Below are 23155 nucleotides of genomic sequence, written 5' to 3'. Positions count from 1 at the left end.
TTTAATGAAGAAATCTCTCATTTTCTGATCTTCCCGCACGATTGTCTGGAAAGATGCTGTTCCCAGCTGATCTATATCCAGCAGCAAAACACCTTCTCCTTGCCGAGTTGCCCTACCCTGTACCACCTTTTTCACCGCTGAATAATATGAGACTCTTCTATCTATTTCGTATTAAATTACAATGTTACAGTTTAATTTATACTGAATGAACTAACTGACCTTGGGTGAACATTGTGTAAATTTTGCTCAAACACTGAGAGTTGGCCAATTGTTTGTATTATACAGTTATTCTCAAAATTGACACAATGTTCATGAGAAATGTGGGTTAATATACTGCACTTTTTATTTTTCTTTGCGACTTGAATTCGAACGTATTCCCCGTAGATTCGTTGATTATTTCCGCAGCACCTAATCACCCGTGCACAGAAGACCTGCAGGACGGGTAAAATATCCCTGATCTTACCATCATTACCCATTTACGGTCTGAAACAAAAAAGGCTTTACCCCACTATTACGGGGATAAAGCCTTGTATTTTACTGGTGCCGGAGGTCGGAGTCGAACCGACACGGAGTTGCCCCCGCTGGATTTTGAGTCCAGTGCGTCTACCAGTTTCACCACTCCGGCGTGGAGTTGTTTATACCGTATTTTTTACCGCACCGTCAAGGAGAATTAAAAACGGGGGAGGCAATCACTTCTATTTTGCGGTTTCCAGGAAAACATCCCGGAGATGCCAGGCGTAAACCCCTCCGGACCAGAGGGCCAGGACGAGGGAAATATAGATAAGAACCGTACCTGTCTGGTGCTGGTATGGCACCGGAAGTACGCCGAGGGGAAAGATCAGAAAACCCAGGCCGAAATACTGAAAGTTGCTCTTCAATTTACCAATTGATCCGGCAGCAACAACCTTGCCGGTGGTAGCAGCAAGACCACGGAATCCCGTTACGACAATCTCCCTACAGATAATCAGCAAGGAGACCCAGGCGGCAATTTTCCCCAGGGGAATAAGCATGACCAGAGCAGTTGTCACCAGAACCTTATCGGCGAGGGGATCCATCAGTTTGCCAAGCACGGTTTCAATATGATACCTTCTGGCCACCCAACCATCGACAAAATCGGTCAGGGCTGCCACAGTAAACACCACAAAACTTGCAAGTTCAATACCGGTCGTCTGGTGCATGGAAAAGAGAAGTATCAGCACCGGAATAAGGGCAAATCGAAAGCCGGTGAGAATATTGGGAACTGAAAGGAGTTGTTTCATCCTGTAACCTGAGGTTCCTGCCTACCTGGAAATTTTATATATTCTGTATTGATCGAGTACCTTCTTCACGTACCGTACCGTTTCCGGAAAAGGCGGAACATCGTTTAACTCCTGAACGAGTCTCGGACCGGCGTTATAGGCCGCAAGGGAAAGCCGCACATTACCTTTGAACATATCAAGAAGTCGTTTAAAATAGCGGGTTCCGGCATCAATATTCTGCCGGGCATTAAAGGAGTCTCTCACCTGTAATTCCCTGGCTGTATCCGGCATAAGCTGCATCAGTCCCCGGGCACCCCGTTTGGATACAGCCCTGTGATCAAAATCCGATTCCGTATGAATTATAGCCTTGATCAGAAAAGGATCCACCTTGTATTTTCTGGAGACCCTGGAAATCTCTCTGTCATAGCGCTCCGGATTATACCCTTTACCACCGCTAAATGACACACGACCCATGGTGCCGCCCTTCAACACAATTTCATTGCAGCCGGGCATGGAAGGGACATTGGTGAATTGTGTCTCACCCCGCCCGTTTTTGCAGATAAACATTGCAGTCCAACCTTCCGTGCAGACCAGAAGAGTCATAGCACCTGCAATAATAACACAGATAAGGAGATCAATCTTTCTGGTCATCTTTATATTTCCCACAACACTCTTCGCTGCAAAAATAAACCGCCTTCTCTCCCTGCAGGTACCGAACTGCCTGCTTCCGGGGAACAAGTTTTCCACAGACCGGATCTTCCTCCAGTACATCGTCTACCGGCATTTCTTTTCTTTCCGGTTTTTCCGGTTCCCGGCCACCTCCTGCAATGGTCTTGCCCCCAAAAACCAGACGGTAGGCGATATAGACCAGGATGGCCAGGATAAGTATCCGTATCGGGCTCAAGATTCACCCCACTTTCCACGAATAATTTCTTGATTTTTCATCACTTTCTCAGCAATTTTCCTTTTCAGCTCAGCCTCCATGGCCGCAGCTGTTTCCCCGGAAACAGGGTCTCTGAAATCGGGGTCCAGTTCCGCAAGCGGGCTGAGGACAAAGAGGCGTTCCCTGATTCTCGGGTGGGGCAGAATCAACTCAGGTTCATCCAGAATTATTTCGCCATAGTAAAGAATATCAAGATCAAGCGGTCGATCCTGGTAACCAAAGGAACCCGATTTTCTCTTTCTGCCGAACGCCGCCTCAATGCGAAACAACTCCTGCAACAACGCTGGAGGCGGCAGCAGAGTTTCAATTTTGCCCACCCCGTTGGTGAACCAGTGCTGACTGGACATCTCCACGGGAGCGCTCTTATAGGGGCTGGAGAGAGCCAGCAGATCCACACCCGCCACTTCACCAAGCATCCGCCAGGCATCCTGCACTATTGACGGACCGTCACCAAGATTGGAACCCAAGCCTATAAAGGCCCTGATTTTGTCCATTTCCGTCTCGTTCTCCATTTACAGATCATCCAGCCCCAGAACATCAAACATGGAATAAACACCGTTTTCCCTGTCTACTATCCAGGCGGCTGCCGTGGCGGCACCCCGGGCAAAATGATCCCGGCTGTGGGCCCTGTGCACAAGCTCTATCCGCTCACCCTGGCCGGCAAAATAGACGGTATGTTCACCCACTATATCAGCAGCCCTGATCGTCTGAATACCGATTTCTTCAGACCGGCGCTCACCTATGATACCGTTGCGCTCGCAGACAGCCACTTCAGAAAGCTTTCTTCCCACACCTTCCGCCGCCATCTCGGCAAGTTTCAGTGCCGTACCGCTGGGCGCATCCTTTTTCTTGTTATGATGAGCCTCGATAATTTCTATATCATAGTCATCACCGAGAATGGCCGCAGTCTTTTTCGCCAGTTTAAAAAGAACATTGACACAGACCGACATATTAGGTGCCTGCACACAGGGAAAATTTTTCGCCAGCCCACCCAGCTCGGCCAGATCTTCAGCCGACAATCCGGTGGTGCCGATAACCATTGCCCTGTTATGTTGAGCGGCCAGGCGTGCAAACTCCATGGTCGCCTTATGGAAGGTGAAATCAATAATCACATCCCCCTGGTCAATGACCGATTCCAGACCTTCGCCGATAATTACCCCGTTTTCCTCCCCGGCAGAGAGAAACCCCGCATCCTTTCCGATTGCGGGACTGCCAGGAGCCTCAAAGGCGGCGGCAAATTCCAGCCTCGGATGGCGATTAACCATCAGGGCAACCCGTCGCCCCATCCTGCCGGCCGCACCGGCTATTATCACTTTTATCATCGATTTTCCCTCCGGTTCAAAGAAGTCCCAGGTCCTTCATGGTTGCCTGCAGCCTGGCCAGGGTAGCATCGTCAATGGGTGCCATAGGCAACCGCGGTGTTCCATCCTTGATTTTGCCAAGGAGTTCCGCCCCTTTTTTGGCCGGAGCCGGGCTTGGTGCCGCAAACATCAGCTTCATCAGGGGAAAGAGTCTGCGATTCAGTTCATTGGCTTTGACCAGGTCTCCCTCGAGAGCCGTTTCCATCAATGCCGCCATCGCCTGGGGATACACATTTGATACAACAGAAATAACACCTTTTGTACCGACACAGATACTGGGCATTGCCGTAAAATCATCCCCGGAAAGAACAATAAAGTCATCGGGGCAGCTTCTCAGTACATCGGTTACCTGTTCCAGGCTGCCGCTCGCCTCCTTGATACCAATCACATTGTCCAGTTCGGCCAACCGCGCCACAGTCTCCGGCAGCATATTGACCACCGTTCTGCCGGGAACATTATAGAGAAACATCGGAATATCCACTTGTTCAGCAATTTCTTTGAAGTGGAGATAGATTCCTTCCTGGTTCGGCTTGTTGTAGTAGGGAACAACGGAAAGAACGGCGTCTGCACCACTTTCCCTGGCACTTTCAGTCAATTCAATAGCCTCAAGTGTGCTGTTGGCACCGGTTCCGGCCACGACAGGTACACGGCCGTTTACGGTTTTGACAGTGATATCAACCACCATTTTATGCTCATCGAAACTGAGCGTTGCCGACTCTCCCGTTGTTCCCACCGGGACAATACCGTGGGTGCCGTTTTTTATCTGAAACTCTATCAGGTCTTTCAGACCCTGCTCATCCAGTTTACCGTCAATAAAAGGGGTTACCAGTGCAACAAGCGCTCCGTGAAATTTTTTCATAACTCCTCCCTTATGTTACAAATGGAAACCTGCAGTTTCTTAACAATTTTTCGCTGCAATTCAGCTTCCATTGGATTGTACCCAACAAAGGGTATTAATAGCCGAACCGGAGGGTCCGACCGTTGCCGGTTCTACCACCTTATGTTCTAAAGCAGAGCTTCAGCCGTCAATTTTCCTGTAAATATACATCGAGCGGGCCCCTGCAGAAATACATTTTCGGCTACAGGCCCGTCAAGCAGATCGAAAATAACCGTCAATTCCTCACCACCGGAAGTCACCACCTCCACGGGAGATTCCATTCCCTTCTGCATGGTAGCAAAAAGGGCGGCAGCAACAGCTCCTGTGCCGCAAGCCATGGTTTCGTCCTCCACACCCCGCTCGTAAGTACGCACCTCCAGTCGACCATCATCGAGAATCCTGGCAAAATTGGCATTGGCCCCTTTGGGTTCAAACAGCTCATGAAACCGAACCTTGCGCCCCAGTTTCTTCACAGCAATCTCTTCATCTTCAACAAATATCACGGCATGGGGTACGCCGGTATTCACAAAAGCCACCGGACGTTCCTCACCCCCAAGGTTCATGGAAAGGCCCAGCCTGAAATCAAAGGGTTGAGTCATCTGCAACCGGACAACCTCATCGTCCAGGATTTCCGCTTCAACTATTCCGGCACTCGTTGCAAACCGCATCTTCGCCTCCGCAATCCCGTGGCGAAAAGCAAATCTGGCAGCGCACCGTGCACCATTGCCGCACATGTCGGCCAAAGAACCATCTGCATTATAAAAAGACCAGCCAAAATCGGTTTTATCGGAATTCTCTATCAGAATCAGACCGTCCGCACCAACTGAAAACATCCGCCTGCATATTTTCCCGGCAAACTCACTCTGCTCTTCCACCGGAACAACATTGTTTCTATTATCTATAATAACAAAATCATTGCCGGTCCCACTCATTTTCTCAAATTCGAGGGGAAAGGAAATGGACATAACCGCACTCCTTCTTCTTTCTTATTTTTTGTTTCTTGTTTTTCCTGCATCCTGCTACCAGACAACAAGGCCCTCAAACCGAGTTCTTTCCGATTAGAGGGCCTGTATAATCCACCTGCTCAAGCAGAACTCATTAATACCGTATGGTCGCCTCCCGCGATTTATCGCTTTCGTTCACGGGTTTTGCCTTGTCAATGGCAGTGACAGCCCAGTAGTACCTTATAGTATCTTGCGCACTTGCGTCAACAAATAGAGTGTACACGGGGTCCACATCCCCCAGCAGCTCGTAGGAATCACTGTCCGCTGTGCGACGATAGACCCTGTAACCGCCGAGATCACTGTCCTCGTTCTTATCCCAGAATATCTTGACACCACCCGAAGTCCAGACAGCAGTCACACCAGAAGGCGGTAGAGGCGGCGTTCTGTCCACGGGTACAGCGGCTATTTCCCGGCTTATCTCACCTTCGACCAACTCTTTTCCATGGACCAGCAGACTCTGCACCTTGTAAAAATATTTCTGTCCGTTACGGACCTGGCGGTCGACATAACGGGTTGTCCCCACCGGATCACCCAGTTTTTCAAACCCTTTGCCGCCCACGGAACGAAGAACCTGATATTGTACAGCCATTGTCAGGGATTGTCCGTCTGCGCGGGTTTTCACCTGTTGCCAGTTAAGAGTAATTTCTCGATCCCCCGGAATCACAGCCAGATTCTGTGGGGAGGCTGCCGGTTCAAACCAGGTGAAAGAAACAATATTCGAATCATCACTTGAGGCCCACCAGTTGGTACGGGTTCGAATCTTGTAAAAATATTTATAGCCCGACTTCAACATGGAATCAGTATAGGAACCGCTTCGTCTTACCTTCCCATCGATGGGCGGACCACCGGGAAGTTCAAGAGGTTCGGCAAAAGGCACCGGACAATTACCACAATAATCGTCCAGGGGAATTTCGGCCCGGAACAGCTCAAAGGAATCGATGGTATCAATTGTCGAACCTTTTATCGTCTCAACGGGATAGGACCAGTTCAGTACAACTCCCTGTCCACCAACCGTGTAACGCAGATCTCCAATCGGCTGTGGTACAACACTCTCCGGTGGAACCGGGTTATTCTTGTAACCACACCCGGCCGTTAACAAAAGAACCGCCATACCCAGGAATCCCGCAATCTTCAGCCTGAATCTACTTGTCATTGTGCTATCCCTAATTGTTTTTCGGCTTGGGCAACAGCCTCTTCCACCCGTACCCGGGCTGTTCCACCCGTTGATATCCGACTGTCCACGGATCCTCTCACACTGAGCACTTCAAAAACATCTTTTGCAATAACATCAGAAAAACGGGTCAGCTCATCTACGCTCAGATCTTCCAGTTCACAGCCTTTATCCAGGCAGTAGGCAACAGCCCTGCCAACAATGCCATGAGCCTCCCTAAAGGGAACATCTTTCAACACCAGATAATCAGCAAGATCCGTTGCCGTAATAAAGCCGGTTTTCGTTGCCTCTTCCATGGTGGCTGTATTGAATTCGAGATTTTCCAACAGTTCAGCCATGATGGATAGGGAAGCAGACACCGTATCCACCACATCAAAAACAGGTTCCTTATCCTCCTGCAGATCCCGGTTGTAGGTGAGGGGCAACCCCTTGACCAGGGTCAGCAGGCTCATGAGGCTGCCGACAACCCTGCCACTCTTGCCGCGGATCAGCTCCGGGATGTCCGGATTTTTCTTCTGCGGCATGATTGATGAACCTGTACAGAACTTATCAGATATTTCCACAAAGGAAAACTCCTGACTTGACCAGAGGACAAGTTCTTCTGACAGCCTGGAGAGATGGAGCTGAATCATGGCACAGCATGAGGTAAACTCTATGGCAAAATCCCTGTCACCGGAACTGTCCATGGAATTGGCGGTAACCCCGTCAAATCCCAGATTCTCCGCCACCTGCTCCCGGTCAATTGGCAGACCGGTTCCGGCCATGGCCGCGCACCCCAGGGGAGAGAGATTCAGCCGCCTGCGGCAATCCTCTAATCGGGAATGATCCCGGGAGAACATCTCGAAATAGGCAAGCATATGATGGGAAACCAGAACGGGCTGGGCCCGCTGCATATGCGTGTAACCGGGCATGACCGCACCAAGGTAGCCGCGGGCCAGCCTGACAAAGCCCCTGTTGACTCCCTTCAGAAGCTCCATGAGCAGATCACACTGATCACGGAGATAGAGTTTGAAATCAAGGGCGATCTGGTCATTTCTGCTGCGACCACTGTGCAGTTTTGCCCCGGCCGGACCGATGCGGTCAACCAGAGCTTTTTCGATATTCATATGAATATCTTCCAACTCTGCCTTAAATCGGAATGTTCCCGCCTCTATTTCCCGACCAATCTCCACCAGGCCGGAATCAATGGCTTCCAATTCATCCCTTGAGAGAATTCCCTGGCTTGCCAGCATGGCGGCATGGGCCCTTGAACCGGCAATATCATATTTATACAGCCGGGAATCGTACTGGATCGAGGCGGTAAAATCCTCCACCGAAGCGGCGGTTTTTTCCGCAAAACGCCCGCCCCATAATTTTTCTGAAGATCCTGGCTGCTTTTTTGAATCAGTCATAATAGTTGGCAATTCTTCCTTCCAGACCGCTCTTCTGCAAAGCGTTGATTTTCAGGCGCAGTCCGTTCAGACGGATAAATCCGGTCGCATCGGACTGATCGTAAACATCATCCTCTTCAAAGGTGGCAAAGTTCTCCTGGTAGAGGGATTGAACTGATTTTCTACCCACCGCCGTACAATTACCCTTGTAGAGTTTCATCCGGACAACGCCGTTCACCGTTTTCTGGCTGGCATCCATTGTGGTCTGCAGCAGCTCCCTTTCCGGAGAGAACCAGAAACCATTGTAGACCAGGTCCGCGTAACGCTGTACCAGGGAATCACGGATGCGCATAACCTCGCGATCCATGGTGATTGTTTCCAGGGCCATATGTGCAGCACGCAGCAGGGTGCCGCCGGGAGTTTCATACACCCCACGGGACTTCATGCCGACAAAGCGGTTTTCCACCAGGTCAAGACGCCCGATGCCATTGGTTCCCGCCAGCTCATTGAGACGCAGAAAGAGTGGCAGAGGATCCATTTTTTCTCCGTCCAGACCGATGGGATCACCATTGCTGAATTCAATCTCCACGTAGGTCGGTTTATCCGGAGCCGCCTCCGGGGAAACGGTCAGCTGGTACATTCCCTCGTCGGGCTCTGTCCAGGGATCTTCCAGCATCCCACCTTCAAAACTGATATGGAGCAGGTTTTCATCGGAACTGTATGGCTTTTCCTTGGTGACCGGTACCGGGATTTCGTGGTTTTTGGCGAATTCCACCAGCTTCTGCCGGGAATTGAGATCCCAGGTCCGCCACGGTGCAATAATCTTCAGGGTAGGATCAATACCGATATAAGCCAACTCAAAGCGAACCTGATCATTTCCCTTTCCGGTAGCCCCATGGCTGACGGCATCAGCGCCCTCCTCCTTTGCTATTCTGATCTGTTCTTTGGCGATAATTGGACGGGCCAGGGATGTGCCGAGAAGGTAGGTCCCCTCGTAGATTGCGTTGGCGCGAAAGGCAGGAAAAATATAATCCTCCACGAACTCTTTCTGCAGATCGGAGATAATAACCTTCTCCGCACCGGTAGCTATTCCCTTTTCCCGAACAGCATCCCAGTCCTCTTTCTGACCGATATCGGCGGCATAGGCTATGACAGGGCAGTTATATTCCTCGGCCAGCCATTTTAATATTACCGATGTATCCAGACCGCCTGAATAGGCAAGCACTATTTTTTTAACACCCATTTATATCCTCTGATTTTCTCATTCTTGTCATTATAGTTTTGTTCAACGGGACCGGTTGCCTGTTGATCAGGCAAGAAATTTCTCCAGAATCGCCTTATGTATGTGCATTTTGTTTTCCGCCTGGTCAAAGGCGACACAACGGCTTGACTCCAGAACTTCGTCCGTTATTTCCTCTTCCCTGTGGGCGGGCAGACAGTGAAGCACAATGGCCCCGGCCGGTGCCCTGTCAAGAAGGGCTGTATTCAACTGGTAGGGGGAAAAAACCTTCAACCTCTCCTCCTGCTCATTCTCCATTCCCATCGACGCCCAGACATCCACATTGATCACATCCGCTGTCTGTACCGCCTCCACAGGATCATTTATCAGGGTAATCGGTTTTGTCGCCTCGGTCTGGCCCAGCGCCAGGATGTTATCATCCGGCCCGTATTTATCCGGACAGGCAAGAGTCAGCCTGAAACCGATCTTCGCCGCCGCCTGGATCCAGGAATTGGCCATATTGTTGCCGTCTCCCAGCCAGACGATATGGAGGTCTTCAATTCTACCCTTCTCTTCAACAACCGTCATGATATCACTCAGAATCTGACAGGGGTGATGCAGGTCTGTGAGCGCGTTTATCACCGGAACGGACGCATAATCCGCCAGCTCATCCACCACGTTCTGGCCAAAGGTTCTGACCACCATGCCGTCCACATAACGGGACATGACCCTGGACATATCCTTCAACGGTTCTGACCTGGCAAGCTGGGTATCCCGGCCTGAAAGAAAAATCACCTGACCGCCCAGACCGTACATGGCAGATTCGAAGGAGACGCGGGTTCTGGTTGAGGGTTTTTCAAAAATAAGACCAACCGTCTTTCCGGCCAGCTGGTTATGGGCAACACCTTCACTCCGCTCCTGCTTCATTTCAATGGCCCGCCGGACCAGACTGAGCAGCTCGTCTCCTGTAAATTCCTGTAATGATCGTAAATGCTTTGGCACGTTTCTCACCTGGCTGAATTACCTCCCCGCCCTTTCACGATCCACCCTGACGGCCATCCAGAGGCCAACTGAACCTATACAGCGGGGAGAAAAGAAATATCATTACCTAAAAAAAAGACGATTTGCAAAGCATTTTCCGGCAATGTCAGTCAGTGTCTGTCCAGAAATGAGATTTTTTATCGGTTTTACACGTTTACTTCTGCCAAAACCCCATCGAGTGCCGAAATCAGTTCATCAATTTCCGCCATTGTGACGACCAGAGGCGGGACAAACCGTAAAGCGACATTGCCGGCAAAATTCATCAGAAATCCTTTTTCAAACATGGCGTTAACAATATCCGTTCCCATGGCAACAGCCGTATCAGTCAGAACAGCCCCGAGAATCATACCAAGCCCCCGGATCCTGCTGATAATGGTGGGATAACGTTCTGCCAGCTTTTCCAGTTCCCCTCTGAAATAAAGACTTCTCTCCCTGACACCCGGAAGAAACCCATCCTCCAGCATCACGCCCAACACCGCAACTGCAGCCGCGCTGGCAACAGGATTACCGCCAAAGGTGGAAGCATGGGTTCCCGGGACAAAAGCAGCGGCAAGCTGAGTCGAAGTCAACATGGCCCCGATGGGCAGCCCGTTACCCAGCCCCTTGGCCAGGGTCATGATATCTGGAATCACTCCCAGTTGCTCATAGGCAAACAGCGTTCCGGTCCGGCCCATACCGGTCTGGATTTCATCAAAGATGAGCAGGAGGTTCTTTTCATCACACAATTTTCTGATTCCCTGCAGATACTCCTTTTCAAGAGGTCTCACCCCACCTTCTCCCTGCAGTGGTTCACAGAGAATAGCACAGGTCCTGTCTGTTACCAACTTCTCAATGGCCTCCAAGTCCCCAAAAGGAGCATGGAGAAATCCTGCGGGCATGGGTTCAAACCCTTCATGGAATTTAGGCTGCCCCGTGGCAGCCACCGTCGCCAGGGTTCGGCCGTGAAAGGAACCGGTAAGGCTGATAATCTCAAATTTCCCCTGACCACCGTTGATCCGGGCAAGCTTGATGGCTGCCTCATTTGCTTCGGCGCCACTGTTGGCCATAAAGACTTTTTCAGCAAAGGAATTGGCAACAAGAAGCTCCGCCAGACGGGTCATGGGCTCTGTATAATAAAGGTTGGAGACATGGACAAGGAGTCCGGCCTGTTCGCGAACCGCTTCAGTCACTTTTGGATGACAATGGCCCAGGGAACAGACTGCAATGCCAGCCAGAAAATCAAGATATTCCCGCCCGTCGCCATCAACAAGTCGACACCCTTCTCCACGTACCATGGCCGCAGGATACCTGGCATAATTGCCGATAAAAACAGCATCCGCTCTTTTCTTCAGTTCCGCATTACCAATCTCTGTCATTTTCATCAGTATATCTCCGTACCGACGCCTTCCGGCGTAAACATCTCCAGCAGAATCGAATGCTCCACCCTGCCATCAACAATATATGTTTTTGAAACTCCGTGGCTGAGTGCGTCCACGCAACAGCGGACCTTGGGAATCATCCCCCCCGCTACCGTCCCGTCATCAATCAACTGTTCCAGTTCGCCATGGGGCAGGGTTGTAATCAGTCGGCCATCACGATCATTCACACCGGGCACATCGGTGAGCAGGATCAGTTTTTCCGCGGCCAGTTCTCCGGCAATGGCCCCGGCAACCAGGTCAGCGTTGATATTAAAGGCACGGCCGTCCTCCCCCACCCCAACCGGGGCAATCACAGGAATAAAATCATTGCTGCTGAGACTTGCCAAAACGCCCGGATTCACGGCAGTCACCTCACCTACCCGACCAAGATCGATCAATTCCGGAGGATTAACACCTGTTTCCGCACTTTCCGGCCTGGAGCTCACCCGCAGTTTGCGGGCACAGACAAGATCCCCATCCCTACCGGAGAGCCCCACGGCCTTGCCGCCGCAATGGTTAATCAAACCGACAATTTCCTTGTTCACCTTGCCCACAAGCACCATCTCCACCACATCCATCACCTCTCCATCGGTGACACGCATTCCCTGCACATAACTGGGTTTTATCCCCAGCCGGTCCAGTAACCTGTTGATCTGGGGACCGCCCCCATGGACAATAATCGGATTAATACCTACCTGTTTGAGAAGAATAACATCAAGGGCAAACTGTTTCTTCAGGTGCTCGTCAACCATGGCATGACCACCATATTTGATGACGATGGTCTTATGCCTGAACTCCTGCATGTAAGGTAAGGAATCAATCAGTACCTTGGCTTTTTCAATATTTTTTTCTACAATTTTCATGATATCGTTGTGGCAAAGTCGTTTCTCTTGATCCGCATCCCCCTGTTTGGGGAAAAAGTGAAAATATTGTACTGACTTATAAAAGTTAAGTAAAGCACTCTTTGAAGCATAACTGGTCACAGGATTTGTAACTTTGTGTTTTCATCTACACTTACTTTGAAGCGGTTTTTTTTCGTTGTCAGTAGCGGCGGGAATTACCAACTCTTTACAATTATCGGTCAGTAAGCTACCATGCGCCCGATACTGAAACCGGCACAAGCCAGGGACTGAACCCCTTCTCCTGCCGGACAACCACCTGAAAGGGAGCAATACAATGAAGATCTTTTTTCATTCCCATATCGCAGTTTCACTGCTTGCAGCACTTATCCTGCTTTTTCCGGTCACCGTTTTTTCGGCAAAATCACCCATTCATATCGAAGCCGACCATATGACCTCAACGGAAAAAAGTAACTCCGTAGTCTTTACCGGCGATGTCGACGCAAAACAGGGTGATGTGCGCATCCGTGCGGACAAAATGACCGTCTATTACACCAGGGCGGACAAGAAAAAGAAAAAAAATGGCCCGAAAATGGCCCAGCAGGTTGAGAAACTGATCTGTACCGGAAATGTGGAGGTCACCAGGGGCGACTGGCTGGGTACCGGGAAAAAAATGATCTATCTTTCAAAGGAAAGACAGGTTATCCTTGTTGATAATGCCAAGGCCTGGCAGGGACAGAACATGGTCAGCGGCAGCAAGATCATTTACTATCTGGACGAAGGTCGCTCCGAGGTTATAGGCAGGGTGGGAACAACTGTTTCCAAGTCCGGCAGAAAGAAAAAGAAATCACGGGTCAATATGACCATTATTCAAAAATAAATTTTTTATCTTCTGAATCAGCTCAGTTAAATAATTTTTAATAAATTTTCATCATATTACTTAAAATAAAGCCACAAAATCTTCATGGCTTCAGGGAGTTGAAAACTCAGCTTACCTGAAACCGCAACTGCTTTTCCGGATTGAGTTTTGTGCGCAGTCAGAAAATATCATGTCATTGCTGGAAACCAGAAATATTGTAAAACGCTACGGTCCCCGCACGGTTGTAGACGGCGTCAGCCTCCAGGTCACAACAGGTGTGGTGGTCGGCCTGCTCGGTCCCAACGGTGCCGGAAAAACAACATCTTTTTATTCCATTGCCGGATTCATCCGCCCGAACAAGGGGAATATTCTTTTTGACGGTGAGGTGATCACCAATCTTCCCATCTATAAACGGGCTTTGAAAGGTATTTCCTATCTTGCCCAGGAGCCTTCTGTCTTTAAAAAGCTGACGGTGGAAGAAAATGTGCGGATAATTCTGGAGCCGCTGGGGCTGTCCAAACAGGAAATCAACGCAAGGATTGACGAGTTGATGGATGATCTCGGTATTGAATATCTCCGCCACAACAAGGGCCATGCCCTTTCCGGTGGAGAAAGAAGACGGGTGGAAATCATGCGGGCCCTGTCCACAAGGCCCAAATTCATCCTCCTGGACGAGCCCTTTGCCGGGATTGACCCCCTGGCCGTTAACGACCTGCAGAAACTGATTTACAACCTTAAGAACAAGGGACTTGGAATTCTTATCTCCGATCATAATGTCAGAGAAACTTTGCAGGTTTGTGACTTTGCCTATATTATGAATGAAGGACAGATACTCACCTCCGGTGTGGCGGACGATATTATTGAAAGTGAAGTCGCCCGCAAGATGTACCTGGGTGAAAATTTTCATATGTAACTGATATTCCATGGCCCTCGAACTCAGACTCCAGCTCAAGCTGGCCCAGAAACTCGTAATGACGCCCCAGCTGCGTCAGGCCATCAAGCTCCTTCAGCTCAACAGGCTGGAACTCTCCGATGCTCTCCAGGCGGAAATTGAACAGAATCCGGCCCTGGAAGAGGATCTGTCCACCCCTGAAACCATCGAAAATCCATTGTCCCTCTCCTCAACCGTTGAACAGACCGGCGAAGAAGGCAGGGAGCTGGATGTCACGGAAAAAGTGGAAATATCCGATAAGATGGGTGAGGTAAATTGGGAAGATTACGCTAATAATTTTGATTCAAACTTCTCCTTTGCCCACGAAACACCCCCCGCCGATACCCCATCCCAATTCGAATTTATTTCCGAAAAACCGGGATTGATGTCCTACCTGCAATGGCAGCTTGCCCATTGCGAACTGGACGAAAAGGAGATGGAAATTGCCCTGTTCATCATCGGCAACCTCAACCGCTACGGTTTTCTGGAAGTCGACCTGGACCAGATACAGGCTGAAACCGGCTGCGACAGGGATGATGCTGAATATGTTCTTGAAGTGATTCAGGACCTTGATCCTCCGGGCATTGCAGCCAGGGACGTCAGTGAGTCACTCTACCTGCAGCTTGAGAGGATGGGTAAGGAAAACAGCCTGGCTGCCGAAATAGTAAAAAACCACCTGCCCCTTCTTGTTACCCGCAACTTCAAGGCAATTGCCAGAGCTACCGGAAAGAAGAAACCTGAAATCAGTCGGGCAATTGATTTTATTACTTCTGAACTCTCTCCTTTTCCGGGACTGCCCTACACCAACGAAAATACCAATTATATTGTCCCTGATGTCTACGTCCGCAAGATAGACGGCGAATATGTCATCCGCCTTAATGATGATGACCTGCCGAGACTGAAGCTCTCCTCCCATTACCAGGAGTTGCTGGAAAACTGCAAGGATCTGGAAAAAAAATCAAAGAACTATATCAGCGACAAGCTTAAAAATGCCGACTGGTTTATCAAGTCCCTGCACCAGCGGCAGCGCACCATATACAAGGTCGTGGAAAGCCTGTTGAAATTTCAGCGTGATTTTTTCGAACACGGCCCCCATTACCTGCGTCCCCTGATTTTAAAAGATGTGGCCGATGATATTGAAATGCACGAATCCACCATCAGCCGGGTCACCTCCAACAAATATGTCCATACACCCCAGGGCATTTACGAGCTGAAATACTTCTTCTCCACGGCCATTCCCCGCACTGGAGGAGATGCACTGGCCGCTGAATCGATCAAGGCGCGGATCAAGAAAATGATCAGGGAAGAGGACAAGGCCAAACCGCTCAGCGATAATGCCATTGCAAAAAAACTGGCTGAACAGAATATAAAAATTGCCAGAAGGACAGTCGCCAAGTACAGGGACCAGTTGAAAATCCTTCCGGTCAAACATCGCAGACACGCCAAATAACCCATGAGCCTGCTTGAACGGGTCTTCTATTTCCACCAGGAAGTGGTGAAGGGAAATTTCCCCAACTCAAAGAGTCTTTCGGCACAATTTGAAACTTCCCCGGCAACTTCCAAAAGAGATATTGCCTACCTGCGGGACCGCCTTCTGGCGCCCCTGGTCTTTGACCGGGAAAAAAACGGTTACAGATACGGGGATGAATCCTTTGCCCTCCCCTTTGAAAACGGCCCCCGCATTGTTTTTCTGCTCACTATGCTCAACAGGTTCGCCGGCGAAGCCGGGCTGGCAGAGCTGCCGGAAGTACAACAGCTCGAAAAAAAACTGTCCACCATGGTCCTGCCGGACTACCGGAAACTCCTGAAAAAAATTTCCTGCGAGTGGATAGAAGTGGAAACTGTTGACCACCATATTTTTACCGTAATTTCTGACGGATTGGCCAGGGAGAAATTCCTGAACATCTCCTATCAGGCTCTTGATAAAAAAAACAGCACCAGGAAAATCGCCCCCCTGCTCATTCACAACTACCAGGGACGCTGGTACCTGCTGGCCTACTGCAACCTGCGAGAGGCTGTTCGCCTCTTTCATATGGCCAGAATCACTACCGTGGAAATCACCGACAGTCCGATTCCACCAGGACTGAGCATTGACAGACAAAGCCTGCAGGAATCCTTTGGCATTTTCAAAGGTAGTCTCCGCTGTACTGCCGAAATTCTCTTCACGGGAACGGCGGCGGAACTGGTTCGCAACCAGTTCTGGCACAGAGATCAGGAAACAAAAGAGACCGACGAGGGATTACTGCTCCGACTTCCCGTCAGTGATTTCAGAGAGATCACCATGAAAATTCTGCAATACGGAAGCCATGCAAAAGTGGTCTCTCCACCAGAACTGCAAAGAATAATTATTTCTGAAATCAATGGAATGGCAGGTATATACAGTTCCAGAAACCCCGGCAGCCTCACAAAATAACAGTTCAAAACTCCCGGGATATATGATATTGTTCGACTTGCATTTTTCTTGGAAACCCACAAAACCTACTGTTCTATCTTGAACTTAATGTATAAAGGAGCAAAAAATGAAATATGGAATAATCATTCTCGTCCTGTGCTATCTCTTTGTATCCGGCTGTATTCCTGATAAAAATGAAAAAAAACAGGCCAAACACAAGAAAACTGAAATCCAGGCAACAGTGGAGCAGGCAACCACCCCGCACGTGGTAATAAAAGAAGAAAAGAGTGAAGAAACTCAAGTTGTCGTGGAAAAAACAGTCGAATCGGCACCGGCGGATAACCACGGTCAGCAGAAGCAGGTCACCGAACAACCACAGGAAACAACGGTTGCTGAAGAAACAAAAACAGAGGAAGTATCTCCTGTAAACAAACCCTGTGATCTTCAGAAAAGATACCCGTCGGCAGCCGAACAACCCGCTCCCCACCTCGATGCCCGAGGTCAAGAAATTGCTGCAGCAGTCGAAAAACTTGTCGTCGCCACTAATAATATGGTTTACATGACCAGGCAAATGGTCACCGCCACAGAGCAAATGCTGAAAGCAACCAGGGGAGTGGCGGTTGAGGTAGTGGAAACGGGAAAGGAAATTGTCAAAAATGAGACCACCCAGCAGACCGCCGCGGCCGAAACAGGTGTCAAGGAAGCGATGAACAATATGGTTGAAGCCACCAAGGAAGTGGTCAAGGCCACCCAGGATGCCCTCTCCACAGCCACAGGAGAGCAGCCACAGCAGCAATAATGCAATAAAGCCATATATCCCCTCTTTTGTCGGTCCGGTTCGATGCGAGGGAGGGGATTCTTCTGTATTCTTTCCCGGAGCCCTGTCATGTCCATCCGCATTATCTGGACAATAACTGTTCTTCTCTTCACTGTAGCAGCCTTTTCCTCATGCTCATCCCTGCTTACTTCAACCTTTGTGGAACCGGCTGCCGGTAACCTCAGGAAACAGACCGACCCCGAACTGGTCTGCGAAGGTGCACCAGCCTTCCTGCTGATGATAGACAGCATGATCGCCGGTTCCCCGGACAGCGAAAACCTGCTGCGAACCGGCGCCCAGTCCTACAGCGCCTATGCTGCGACCCTCCCTGAATGCGGCGCTTCTGAAGAACGTATCGCTGCAATTACGGAAAAAGCGCATGGATACGGATTGAAGCTCCTGAGCCATTTTCTGCCCATGGACCAGATGGAGGGCCCGGAATTTGACAAAAGCCTTGCCGGACTTGGCAAGGGTGACGTCCCTTCCGTATTCTGGGGAACATTTGGCTGGATAAGCTGGGTACAGGCCCAGCACGGTTCTCCCGGTGCCATGGCAGACCTTGTTGTCATAGAAAAAATCATGGCCAGACTCCTTGAACTGGACGAAACTTTTGAGGCAGGCTCCATCCACCTCTTTTTTGCAGGATATTATGCTGCCAAACCTGCTCTTTTCGGTGGAAAACCGGAACTCAGCAGATACCATTTCAAGCGGGCCCTGGAACTCTCAAAAAGAAAATTCCTGCTTGTCCAGGCAACCTATGCCGCCACCTTGGCCAGGCAGACCCAGGACAAAAAGCTGTATAATGCCCTGCTCAAGGAGATCCTTGACTTCCCCATTGACAGTGCGCCGGAATTTGCATTGAGTAATGTACTGGCAGTAAGAAAAGCCAGGCGACTCCTGGAGGAAGATTATTTTGCTGAATGATCAGTCCCTCCTCCCTCTACTTCACGAAACCTTATGAAACAACGACTCTTTACTCTTTTTTCCGTAACTCTCATTCTCCTGTCGACTGCACACTTGGTGGAAGCCAGATCAAAATACCTGTTCAAAATCGGCAGCCTTGCCCCCGCTGGATCCGTATGGGTGCAGCAGTTTAAAAAATTCGGTGCGGAGGTGAAGAAGAAAACGGGTGGGGAAGTCAGTTTCCGGGTCTACCCGGGCGGGGTCATGGGAGATGATCAGGCCATGTACAGAAAAATGCGGGTGGGACAACTCCATGGCGGTGGTTTCACCATGACTGGAATCGCCAGAATCGTGCCAGATTTCAGAGTGATGGCTATCCCCTTCCTCTTCAATTCCTACGAGGAGATAGACTATACCCTGGCAGGACTGCTGCCCACTTTCAAGGAGAAATTTCAGAAAAAACGACTGGAACTTGTGGCCATGACTGAAGTCGGTTTTATCTATGCCATGTCCACAAAACCTGTGGCAACCCTCAGCGACCTGCAAAATTCCTCCAACTGGAGTCCCTCAGGCGACCCCGTCTCTGAAAGCTTCCTGGCCGCACTTGGTATCAGCCCTGTACAGCTCTCCATTCCTGATGTTCTTTCATCCCTGCAGTCAGGTCTTGTGGATACCGTCTATAATTCCCTCTACGGTTCCATTGTCCTGCAGTGGTTCACCAAGGCGAAATACATTACAGATGTCCCCTACGGGTATGCCTATGGCGTATTTCTTCTTGATGGCAGAGCGTATGGAAAACTACCCGAAAAATATAAGAAAATTATCCACACGGCGGCCGCGAAGCATTTTCCCGTCCTCCTTGAAAACACCCGTGCCAGTAACCTTGATTCCAGGCAGGTCCTGATAAAGAGAGGGGTTACATTCGTCAAGGCAGACAAGGGAACAATCCGCAGGCTTCGAGAAAAACGGGATGAGGCCGTACAGCAGCTTGTGAAAAAATCCCTCTCTCCGGAAATCTATTCCCAGGCCACAGCACTGCTGAGTGAGTTCAGGAAAAACCAGGAAAACGGGAAGGATAATTGAGTACACCAACCCATCCGTTACAAAAACTGGCCCGACTGACAGGCAGGGGAGAGGATCTTCTTCTCTGCCTCCTGCTCTCTCTCATGCTCCTGCTCGCCTGTCTGCAGATTGTCATGCGCTGGACATCCGGGGGACTGATCTGGGCCGACCCACTCCTCAGGCACCTTGTTCTCTGGTGCGGCCTCCTCGGGGGCCTGAAGGCAACGGGTGCAGGAAAGCATATTGCTCTTGATTTCACGGGGTTTCTTGTCCCTTCCTTTCTGCGGCCCTGGGTCGCTTTGGCCACTGATCTTTTCTGTACAGCCGCCGCCGGGGGGCTGGCCTTTGCCTCCTGGCTCTTTCTTCAGAGTGAAATGGAGTTTGGCGGGACTGCCCTGTTCGGTCTTCCCTCGTGGGTGCCAAACAGTATTTTTCTCCTCACCTTTGCCCTGATGACCTTCAAATACCTGATAGGTTCGATCCTTGCAGCAATCCGCTGTTTCTCCCCTGACCGAAAAATTGCGGGAGGCAGACGGTGAATATTCTAAAAATTCTGGTTCTGGTTCTGGCCCTGCTGCGCACTCCGCTTTTTCTGATTATATCAGCGCTGGCCCTGCTTTCCTTTTCCTCCGCCGATATCGATATCTCGGTAGTAATTATCGAAATGTCACGGTTGGCTGACACCCCGCTGCTGGTTTCCCTGCCTCTCTTTATCTTTGCCGGTATTCTTCTTTCTGAAAGCAAGGCCCCTCGACGGATGTTGAAATTCTCACAGCTCTTTCTCGGTTGGCTGCCCGGCGGACTGGCTGTTATCACCCTGCTGGTCTGCGCCGTTTTTACCGCTTTTACCGGTGCATCCGGGGTGACGATCTTCGCCCTTGGCGGACTGCTGTTGCCTGCGCTGTTAAAAGACGGGTACTCCGAGCGTTTTTCCATGGGACTTATCACCTCCTCAGGCAGCCTTGGTCTGCTCTTTCCCCCCAGTCTGCCCCTGATCCTCTACGGAGTTATCGCCGAATCGAGAATCGACCAGCTCTTTCTCGCCGGAATCCTGCCGGGCATCCTGATGCTCATTCTCCTGATGGGCTATTCCATTCTTCAGCGTCCGAAAAGGGAGATTGATACCCCCGAAACTACCCTGGAAGAAAAAATAACCACCCTTCGTGAAATCGGCTGGGAGCTGCCATTGCCCGTCATCCTGCTGGGGGGAATATACGGCGGTATCTTTGTACCCGGAGAAGCCGCGGCGGTAACAGCTCTTTATGTCCTTGTTGTGGAACTGTTCATCCACAGGGATATTCCTTTTTCCGCTCTTGCCTCCATCATGAGCAAATCCATGATCCTTTTCGGTGGTATACTTGTTATTCTTGCGGCCTCCATGGCCTCAACAAATTACCTGATTGACCAGGAGGTCCCGACACGCCTCTTTACCTTTATCCAGACCTATATAGACTCCAGGTATACCTTTCTCCTGCTGTTAAATATCTTCCTGCTTATCGTTGGGGCCATGCTCGATATTTTTTCGGCCCTGGTTCTGATCGTCCCGCTGATCCTGCCCATTGCCACAGGCTACGGAGTCGATCCTGTCCATCTCGGTATTATTTTTCTCACAAACCTGCAGATCGGTTACTGCACTCCACCTGTCGGCCTGAATCTCTTTCTCGCCTCCTATCGCTTTGAAAAACCGATCACCGAACTCTATCGATCCACACTCCCCTTTCTGGCCCTGCTCCTCGTCACCTTGATTATCATCACCTATTTCCCCTGGCTCAGCCTCGCTCTGATCCGTTTTGCCGGCTGACTCTGTGTCACCCCAGCATGGCCCAGACCGTGGCTCCGACCATCAGAACGACCATGATACAATTAATAAAAAAAAGAGTCCTCCGCGACTGAACCAATCTCGGGATAAAAGCCCCTGCCGCACACCAGGAACTGTGAAAAACCAGAAGGCCCATGAGAAAAGTTGCTACAAAAACTGCAACCTGGGGCAGAAGAGCCTGTTCCGGTATCATAAACTGGCTGAAGGCGACAACCGCCATGGCCCAGCTTTTCGGGCTCAGGGGATGGATCAGAAACCCTTCAAAAAAAGAAAACTTTTTCGTTACCTTTTTCCCTTCCAGTTGAAGAAACAAAACCTTTCCTGCAAGGTAAAAAATATAGACAAGCCCTGTAACCTTTAGAGCCAAAGCCGCTGCGGGTGATGCAAGCAAAAGTTCACCCAGGCCACAGGCAACCAGGGTATCCAGGAGAATACAGCCAACCGCAGTACCCAGCAGAAACGGTATGGCACTGGAAAACCCTGTTGTCTGACCGATCGCCATCATCGTAAGATTTCCCGGCCCCGGTGTCCCTGTCATGGCAATGACAAACAGTATAAAGGGCACTATATTGTCCAGCATTTTATTACTCCTGAAAATACTACCTGAATCCTGCACTTTTGCTGCCTTGCATCTCCGGTAAACTTGCAAATTGCAGGACTTAGGTAGTATGTTTTTGTTACTTTTATTTCTTCCAGCTCCCGTCAATGACATCATTCTCTTGTAAAAGGAACTGGCATTGGGGACAATGTATTCATTTCTTATACAACAGCACAAACACCGCCGGGAAACCATGCCGGATCCAGAATGCACAATATGAAAAACATTACCTGCTCAAACAGCCTTCGGGAATTGGTAGAGAGCAATCTCACAAAATTCAAGAGAAAACCTCTCAATAACAGAGGGTTGCGACGGGCTGCTGTGGCAATTACAATTGTTGATTACCGTAACTCTGGAAATATTGGAGGACTCCTGCCCGAAACAGACGAGGGGGCAGCCCTGATCCTGACCCGGCGATCAGCCAGGTTGAAAAACCATGCAGGCCAGTGGGCATTGCCCGGAGGCAGCATTGATACAGGAGAATCAGAGGAAGAAACGGCCCTGCGGGAACTGGCGGAAGAGGTTGGACTGCACCTGAAAAAAGACCGGATACTGGGTTGTCTTGATGATTTCATCACCAGGTCCGGGTTTCATATCACTCCAGTCATACTCTGGGGCGGGCAAACACCGTACCTGCATGCCAACCCGGAAGAGGTGGCGTCAATTCACAGAATTTCCTGCCGGGAACTTCTCAGAAAAGATGCTCCGGTTTTAGACAACTCCCCTGAATCCGAAGATCCAATTCTCTTCATGCCGGTGGGAAACTCCTGGATTGCCACCCCCACTGCGGCCATACTCTACCAGTTCCGTGAAGTTGCCCTCCTGGGAAAACAGACACGGGTTGCCCATTTTGAGCAACCATATTTTGCCTGGCGATAATTTCAACACAGTCTGTCAAGTCTCTGCTCCAGTTCATGGGCGGGAACTGCACCAACCACCTGATCCACCTGCTTCCCCCCTTTGAAAAAGAGTAGAGTGGGAACACCACGAATCTTGAACTTTGCCGCACTCATCTGATGACGACTGGTGTCAAGTTTACAGATCAGGGCCCTCCCTGCATACTGACGTGCCAGCTGATCAATAACAGGGGCCAGTGCATGACAGGGACCGCAGGTCGGTGAATAAAAATCAACCAGAACCGGGAGGGAAGACGTCATAACGACTCGTTGAAAACCACTGTCATCCAGTTCAATTACCCCACCCTGCGCTGGAAGTTTACTTCCGCATTTTCCACATTTTGCAACGAGATGCTGTTTCTCCGCTGCAATCCTGTTTTTTGCCCCACATCCAGGGCATCTAACCAGATCACTCATG

The 23155-nt window shown here is 50.2% G+C and carries 25 protein-coding genes and 1 tRNA gene; 10 read left to right on the top strand and 16 right to left on the bottom strand.

From position 1 onward, the window contains the following. Window positions 1–538: 538 nt before the first annotated feature. From LO777_RS17925 to argB, 14 genes are all read right to left on the bottom strand, one after another. Window positions 539–625: transfer RNA gene (locus tag LO777_RS17925), tRNA-Leu, on the bottom strand. Between the two features lie 70 nt (window positions 626–695). After that, window positions 696–1259 carry a CDP-diacylglycerol--glycerol-3-phosphate 3-phosphatidyltransferase gene (gene pgsA, locus LO777_RS17920; RefSeq protein WP_228855196.1) on the bottom strand — a complete coding sequence of 188 codons (564 nt, stop codon included), beginning with the start codon at window positions 1257–1259 and terminating at the stop codon, window positions 696–698. Between the two features lie 21 nt (window positions 1260–1280). Continuing rightward, a complete protein-coding gene (locus tag LO777_RS17915; RefSeq protein WP_228855195.1) occupies window positions 1281–1889 on the bottom strand; it encodes a lytic transglycosylase domain-containing protein in 609 nt (202 codons plus the stop codon). Then, complete coding sequence (locus LO777_RS17910; protein ID WP_228855194.1) at window positions 1873–2142, bottom strand: TRASH domain protein; 270 nt, start codon at window positions 2140–2142, stop codon at window positions 1873–1875. The genes LO777_RS17915 and LO777_RS17910 overlap by 17 nt, the downstream gene beginning before the upstream one ends. Then, window positions 2139–2693, bottom strand: a complete 555-nt coding sequence (gene folK, locus LO777_RS17905; protein WP_228855193.1) for a 2-amino-4-hydroxy-6-hydroxymethyldihydropteridine diphosphokinase — start codon at window positions 2691–2693, stop codon at window positions 2139–2141. Before folK ends, LO777_RS17910 begins: the two co-directional genes overlap by 4 nt. Then, window positions 2694–3503 (bottom strand): 4-hydroxy-tetrahydrodipicolinate reductase, encoded by an 810-nt coding sequence (dapB, locus tag LO777_RS17900; protein WP_228855192.1) that lies wholly within the window; start codon window positions 3501–3503, stop codon window positions 2694–2696. It lies immediately after the preceding gene. A gap of 16 nt (window positions 3504–3519) precedes the next feature. Further along, a complete protein-coding gene (gene dapA / locus LO777_RS17895; RefSeq protein WP_228855191.1) occupies window positions 3520–4401 on the bottom strand; it encodes a 4-hydroxy-tetrahydrodipicolinate synthase in 882 nt (293 codons plus the stop codon). A 146-nt stretch (window positions 4402–4547) separates the two neighbouring features. After that, window positions 4548–5384 carry a diaminopimelate epimerase gene (gene dapF / locus LO777_RS17890; protein ID WP_228855190.1) on the bottom strand — a complete coding sequence of 279 codons (837 nt, stop codon included), beginning with the start codon at window positions 5382–5384 and terminating at the stop codon, window positions 4548–4550. Between the two features lie 133 nt (window positions 5385–5517). Next, a complete protein-coding gene (locus tag LO777_RS17885; protein WP_228855189.1) occupies window positions 5518–6576 on the bottom strand; it encodes a fibronectin type III domain-containing protein in 1059 nt (352 codons plus the stop codon). Further along, a complete protein-coding gene (argH, locus tag LO777_RS17880; protein ID WP_228855188.1) occupies window positions 6573–7985 on the bottom strand; it encodes an argininosuccinate lyase in 1413 nt (470 codons plus the stop codon). The genes LO777_RS17885 and argH overlap by 4 nt, the downstream gene beginning before the upstream one ends. Further along, on the bottom strand, window positions 7978–9207 hold the full coding sequence (locus LO777_RS17875; protein WP_228855187.1) for an argininosuccinate synthase: 1230 nt from the start codon (window positions 9205–9207) through the stop codon (window positions 7978–7980). Before LO777_RS17875 ends, argH begins: the two co-directional genes overlap by 8 nt. A gap of 66 nt (window positions 9208–9273) precedes the next feature. Continuing rightward, entirely contained in the window at window positions 9274–10185 is a 912-nt protein-coding gene (argF, locus tag LO777_RS17870) for an ornithine carbamoyltransferase (RefSeq protein WP_228855186.1), read from the bottom strand. A gap of 185 nt (window positions 10186–10370) precedes the next feature. Beyond that, window positions 10371–11585, bottom strand: a complete 1215-nt coding sequence (locus LO777_RS17865) for an aspartate aminotransferase family protein (protein WP_329955620.1) — start codon at window positions 11583–11585, stop codon at window positions 10371–10373. Next, a complete protein-coding gene (gene argB, locus LO777_RS17860) occupies window positions 11585–12484 on the bottom strand; it encodes an acetylglutamate kinase (RefSeq protein WP_228855185.1) in 900 nt (299 codons plus the stop codon). The genes LO777_RS17865 and argB overlap by 1 nt, the downstream gene beginning before the upstream one ends. A 313-nt stretch (window positions 12485–12797) precedes the next feature. Here argB and lptA point away from each other — a divergent pair, with 313 nt between their 5' ends. The 9 genes from lptA to LO777_RS17815 all read left to right on the top strand — a co-directional run bounded on the left by lptA (window position 12798) and on the right by LO777_RS17815 (window position 21225). After that, entirely contained in the window at window positions 12798–13340 is a 543-nt protein-coding gene (gene lptA / locus LO777_RS17855; protein ID WP_228855184.1) for a lipopolysaccharide transport periplasmic protein LptA, read from the top strand. A 169-nt stretch (window positions 13341–13509) separates the two neighbouring features. Then, window positions 13510–14232, top strand: coding sequence for an LPS export ABC transporter ATP-binding protein (gene lptB, locus LO777_RS17850; protein WP_228855183.1), 723 nt, complete (start codon window positions 13510–13512; stop codon window positions 14230–14232). Window positions 14233–14242: 10 nt separating this feature from the next. Beyond that, window positions 14243–15700 (top strand): RNA polymerase factor sigma-54, encoded by a 1458-nt coding sequence (gene rpoN, locus LO777_RS17845; RefSeq protein ID WP_228855182.1) that lies wholly within the window; start codon window positions 14243–14245, stop codon window positions 15698–15700. A gap of 3 nt (window positions 15701–15703) precedes the next feature. Next, the gene (locus LO777_RS17840; RefSeq protein WP_228855181.1) at window positions 15704–16663 is read left to right on the top strand and encodes a helix-turn-helix transcriptional regulator; all 960 of its coding nucleotides are present in this window, start codon (window positions 15704–15706) and stop codon (window positions 16661–16663) included. Window positions 16664–16769: 106 nt separating this feature from the next. Beyond that, entirely contained in the window at window positions 16770–17441 is a 672-nt protein-coding gene (locus LO777_RS17835) for a hypothetical protein (protein ID WP_228855180.1), read from the top strand. A gap of 87 nt (window positions 17442–17528) precedes the next feature. Next, window positions 17529–18383: a TRAP transporter TatT component family protein gene (locus LO777_RS17830; protein ID WP_228855179.1), complete on the top strand. Its 855-nt coding sequence runs from the start codon at window positions 17529–17531 to the stop codon at window positions 18381–18383. A gap of 33 nt (window positions 18384–18416) precedes the next feature. Continuing rightward, window positions 18417–19445 carry a TRAP transporter substrate-binding protein gene (locus LO777_RS17825; RefSeq protein ID WP_228855178.1) on the top strand — a complete coding sequence of 343 codons (1029 nt, stop codon included), beginning with the start codon at window positions 18417–18419 and terminating at the stop codon, window positions 19443–19445. Next, window positions 19442–19963, top strand: a complete 522-nt coding sequence (locus LO777_RS17820) for a TRAP transporter small permease (RefSeq protein WP_228855177.1) — start codon at window positions 19442–19444, stop codon at window positions 19961–19963. Before LO777_RS17825 ends, LO777_RS17820 begins: the two co-directional genes overlap by 4 nt. Further along, a complete protein-coding gene (locus tag LO777_RS17815) occupies window positions 19960–21225 on the top strand; it encodes a TRAP transporter large permease (RefSeq protein WP_228855176.1) in 1266 nt (421 codons plus the stop codon). The genes LO777_RS17820 and LO777_RS17815 overlap by 4 nt, the downstream gene beginning before the upstream one ends. Before the next feature lie 7 nt (window positions 21226–21232). Here the strand turns inward: LO777_RS17815 and LO777_RS17810 are convergent, their stop codons facing one another. Next, window positions 21233–21823, bottom strand: coding sequence for a LysE family translocator (locus LO777_RS17810; RefSeq protein WP_228855175.1), 591 nt, complete (start codon window positions 21821–21823; stop codon window positions 21233–21235). A gap of 225 nt (window positions 21824–22048) precedes the next feature. On the opposite strand from LO777_RS17810, the gene LO777_RS17805 reads away from it, so the two are divergent. Then, a complete protein-coding gene (locus LO777_RS17805; RefSeq protein ID WP_228855174.1) occupies window positions 22049–22720 on the top strand; it encodes an NUDIX hydrolase in 672 nt (223 codons plus the stop codon). 2 nt (window positions 22721–22722) lie between these two features. Here LO777_RS17805 and LO777_RS17800 read toward each other — a convergent pair whose 3' ends face one another. Next, window positions 22723–23154 (bottom strand): thioredoxin domain-containing protein, encoded by a 432-nt coding sequence (locus LO777_RS17800; protein ID WP_228855173.1) that lies wholly within the window; start codon window positions 23152–23154, stop codon window positions 22723–22725. Window position 23155 lies beyond the last annotated feature (1 nt).

The sequence above is a fragment of the Desulfomarina profundi genome, assembly GCF_019703855.1.
GTDB classification, from domain to species: domain Bacteria; phylum Desulfobacterota; class Desulfobulbia; order Desulfobulbales; family Desulfocapsaceae; genus Desulfomarina; species Desulfomarina profundi.
This window is presented reverse-complemented; position numbering and strand designations above follow the sequence as displayed.

What these genes read in the sequence shown, in the direction of transcription:
- dapF (WP_228855190.1), bottom strand. Translation starts at nt 5,384, where the DNA reads ATGTCCATTTCCTTTCCCCTCGAATTTGAGAAAATGAGTGGGACCGGC.
- dapB (WP_228855192.1), bottom strand. Translation starts at nt 3,503, where the DNA reads ATGATAAAAGTGATAATAGCCGGTGCGGCCGGCAGGATGGGGCGACGG.
- dapA (WP_228855191.1), bottom strand. Translation starts at nt 4,401, where the DNA reads ATGAAAAAATTTCACGGAGCGCTTGTTGCACTGGTAACCCCTTTTATT.
- LO777_RS17915 (WP_228855195.1), bottom strand. Translation starts at nt 1,889, where the DNA reads ATGACCAGAAAGATTGATCTCCTTATCTGTGTTATTATTGCAGGTGCT.
- folK (WP_228855193.1), bottom strand. Translation starts at nt 2,693, where the DNA reads ATGGAGAACGAGACGGAAATGGACAAAATCAGGGCCTTTATAGGCTTG.
- lptB (WP_228855183.1), top strand. Translation starts at nt 13,510, where the DNA reads ATGTCATTGCTGGAAACCAGAAATATTGTAAAACGCTACGGTCCCCGC.
- LO777_RS17810 (WP_228855175.1), bottom strand. Translation starts at nt 21,823, where the DNA reads ATGCTGGACAATATAGTGCCCTTTATACTGTTTGTCATTGCCATGACA.
- pgsA (WP_228855196.1), bottom strand. Translation starts at nt 1,259, where the DNA reads ATGAAACAACTCCTTTCAGTTCCCAATATTCTCACCGGCTTTCGATTT.
- argB (WP_228855185.1), bottom strand. Translation starts at nt 12,484, where the DNA reads ATGAAAATTGTAGAAAAAAATATTGAAAAAGCCAAGGTACTGATTGAT.
- LO777_RS17800 (WP_228855173.1), bottom strand. Translation starts at nt 23,154, where the DNA reads ATGAGTGATCTGGTTAGATGCCCTGGATGTGGGGCAAAAAACAGGATT.
- LO777_RS17875 (WP_228855187.1), bottom strand. Translation starts at nt 9,207, where the DNA reads ATGGGTGTTAAAAAAATAGTGCTTGCCTATTCAGGCGGTCTGGATACA.
- LO777_RS17865 (WP_329955620.1), bottom strand. Translation starts at nt 11,585, where the DNA reads ATGAAAATGACAGAGATTGGTAATGCGGAACTGAAGAAAAGAGCGGAT.
- LO777_RS17825 (WP_228855178.1), top strand. Translation starts at nt 18,417, where the DNA reads ATGAAACAACGACTCTTTACTCTTTTTTCCGTAACTCTCATTCTCCTG.
- argH (WP_228855188.1), bottom strand. Translation starts at nt 7,985, where the DNA reads ATGACTGATTCAAAAAAGCAGCCAGGATCTTCAGAAAAATTATGGGGC.
- LO777_RS17805 (WP_228855174.1), top strand. Translation starts at nt 22,049, where the DNA reads ATGCACAATATGAAAAACATTACCTGCTCAAACAGCCTTCGGGAATTG.
- LO777_RS17840 (WP_228855181.1), top strand. Translation starts at nt 15,704, where the DNA reads ATGAGCCTGCTTGAACGGGTCTTCTATTTCCACCAGGAAGTGGTGAAG.
- LO777_RS17835 (WP_228855180.1), top strand. Translation starts at nt 16,770, where the DNA reads ATGAAATATGGAATAATCATTCTCGTCCTGTGCTATCTCTTTGTATCC.
- LO777_RS17830 (WP_228855179.1), top strand. Translation starts at nt 17,529, where the DNA reads ATGTCCATCCGCATTATCTGGACAATAACTGTTCTTCTCTTCACTGTA.
- LO777_RS17885 (WP_228855189.1), bottom strand. Translation starts at nt 6,576, where the DNA reads ATGACAAGTAGATTCAGGCTGAAGATTGCGGGATTCCTGGGTATGGCG.
- rpoN (WP_228855182.1), top strand. Translation starts at nt 14,243, where the DNA reads ATGGCCCTCGAACTCAGACTCCAGCTCAAGCTGGCCCAGAAACTCGTA.
- lptA (WP_228855184.1), top strand. Translation starts at nt 12,798, where the DNA reads ATGAAGATCTTTTTTCATTCCCATATCGCAGTTTCACTGCTTGCAGCA.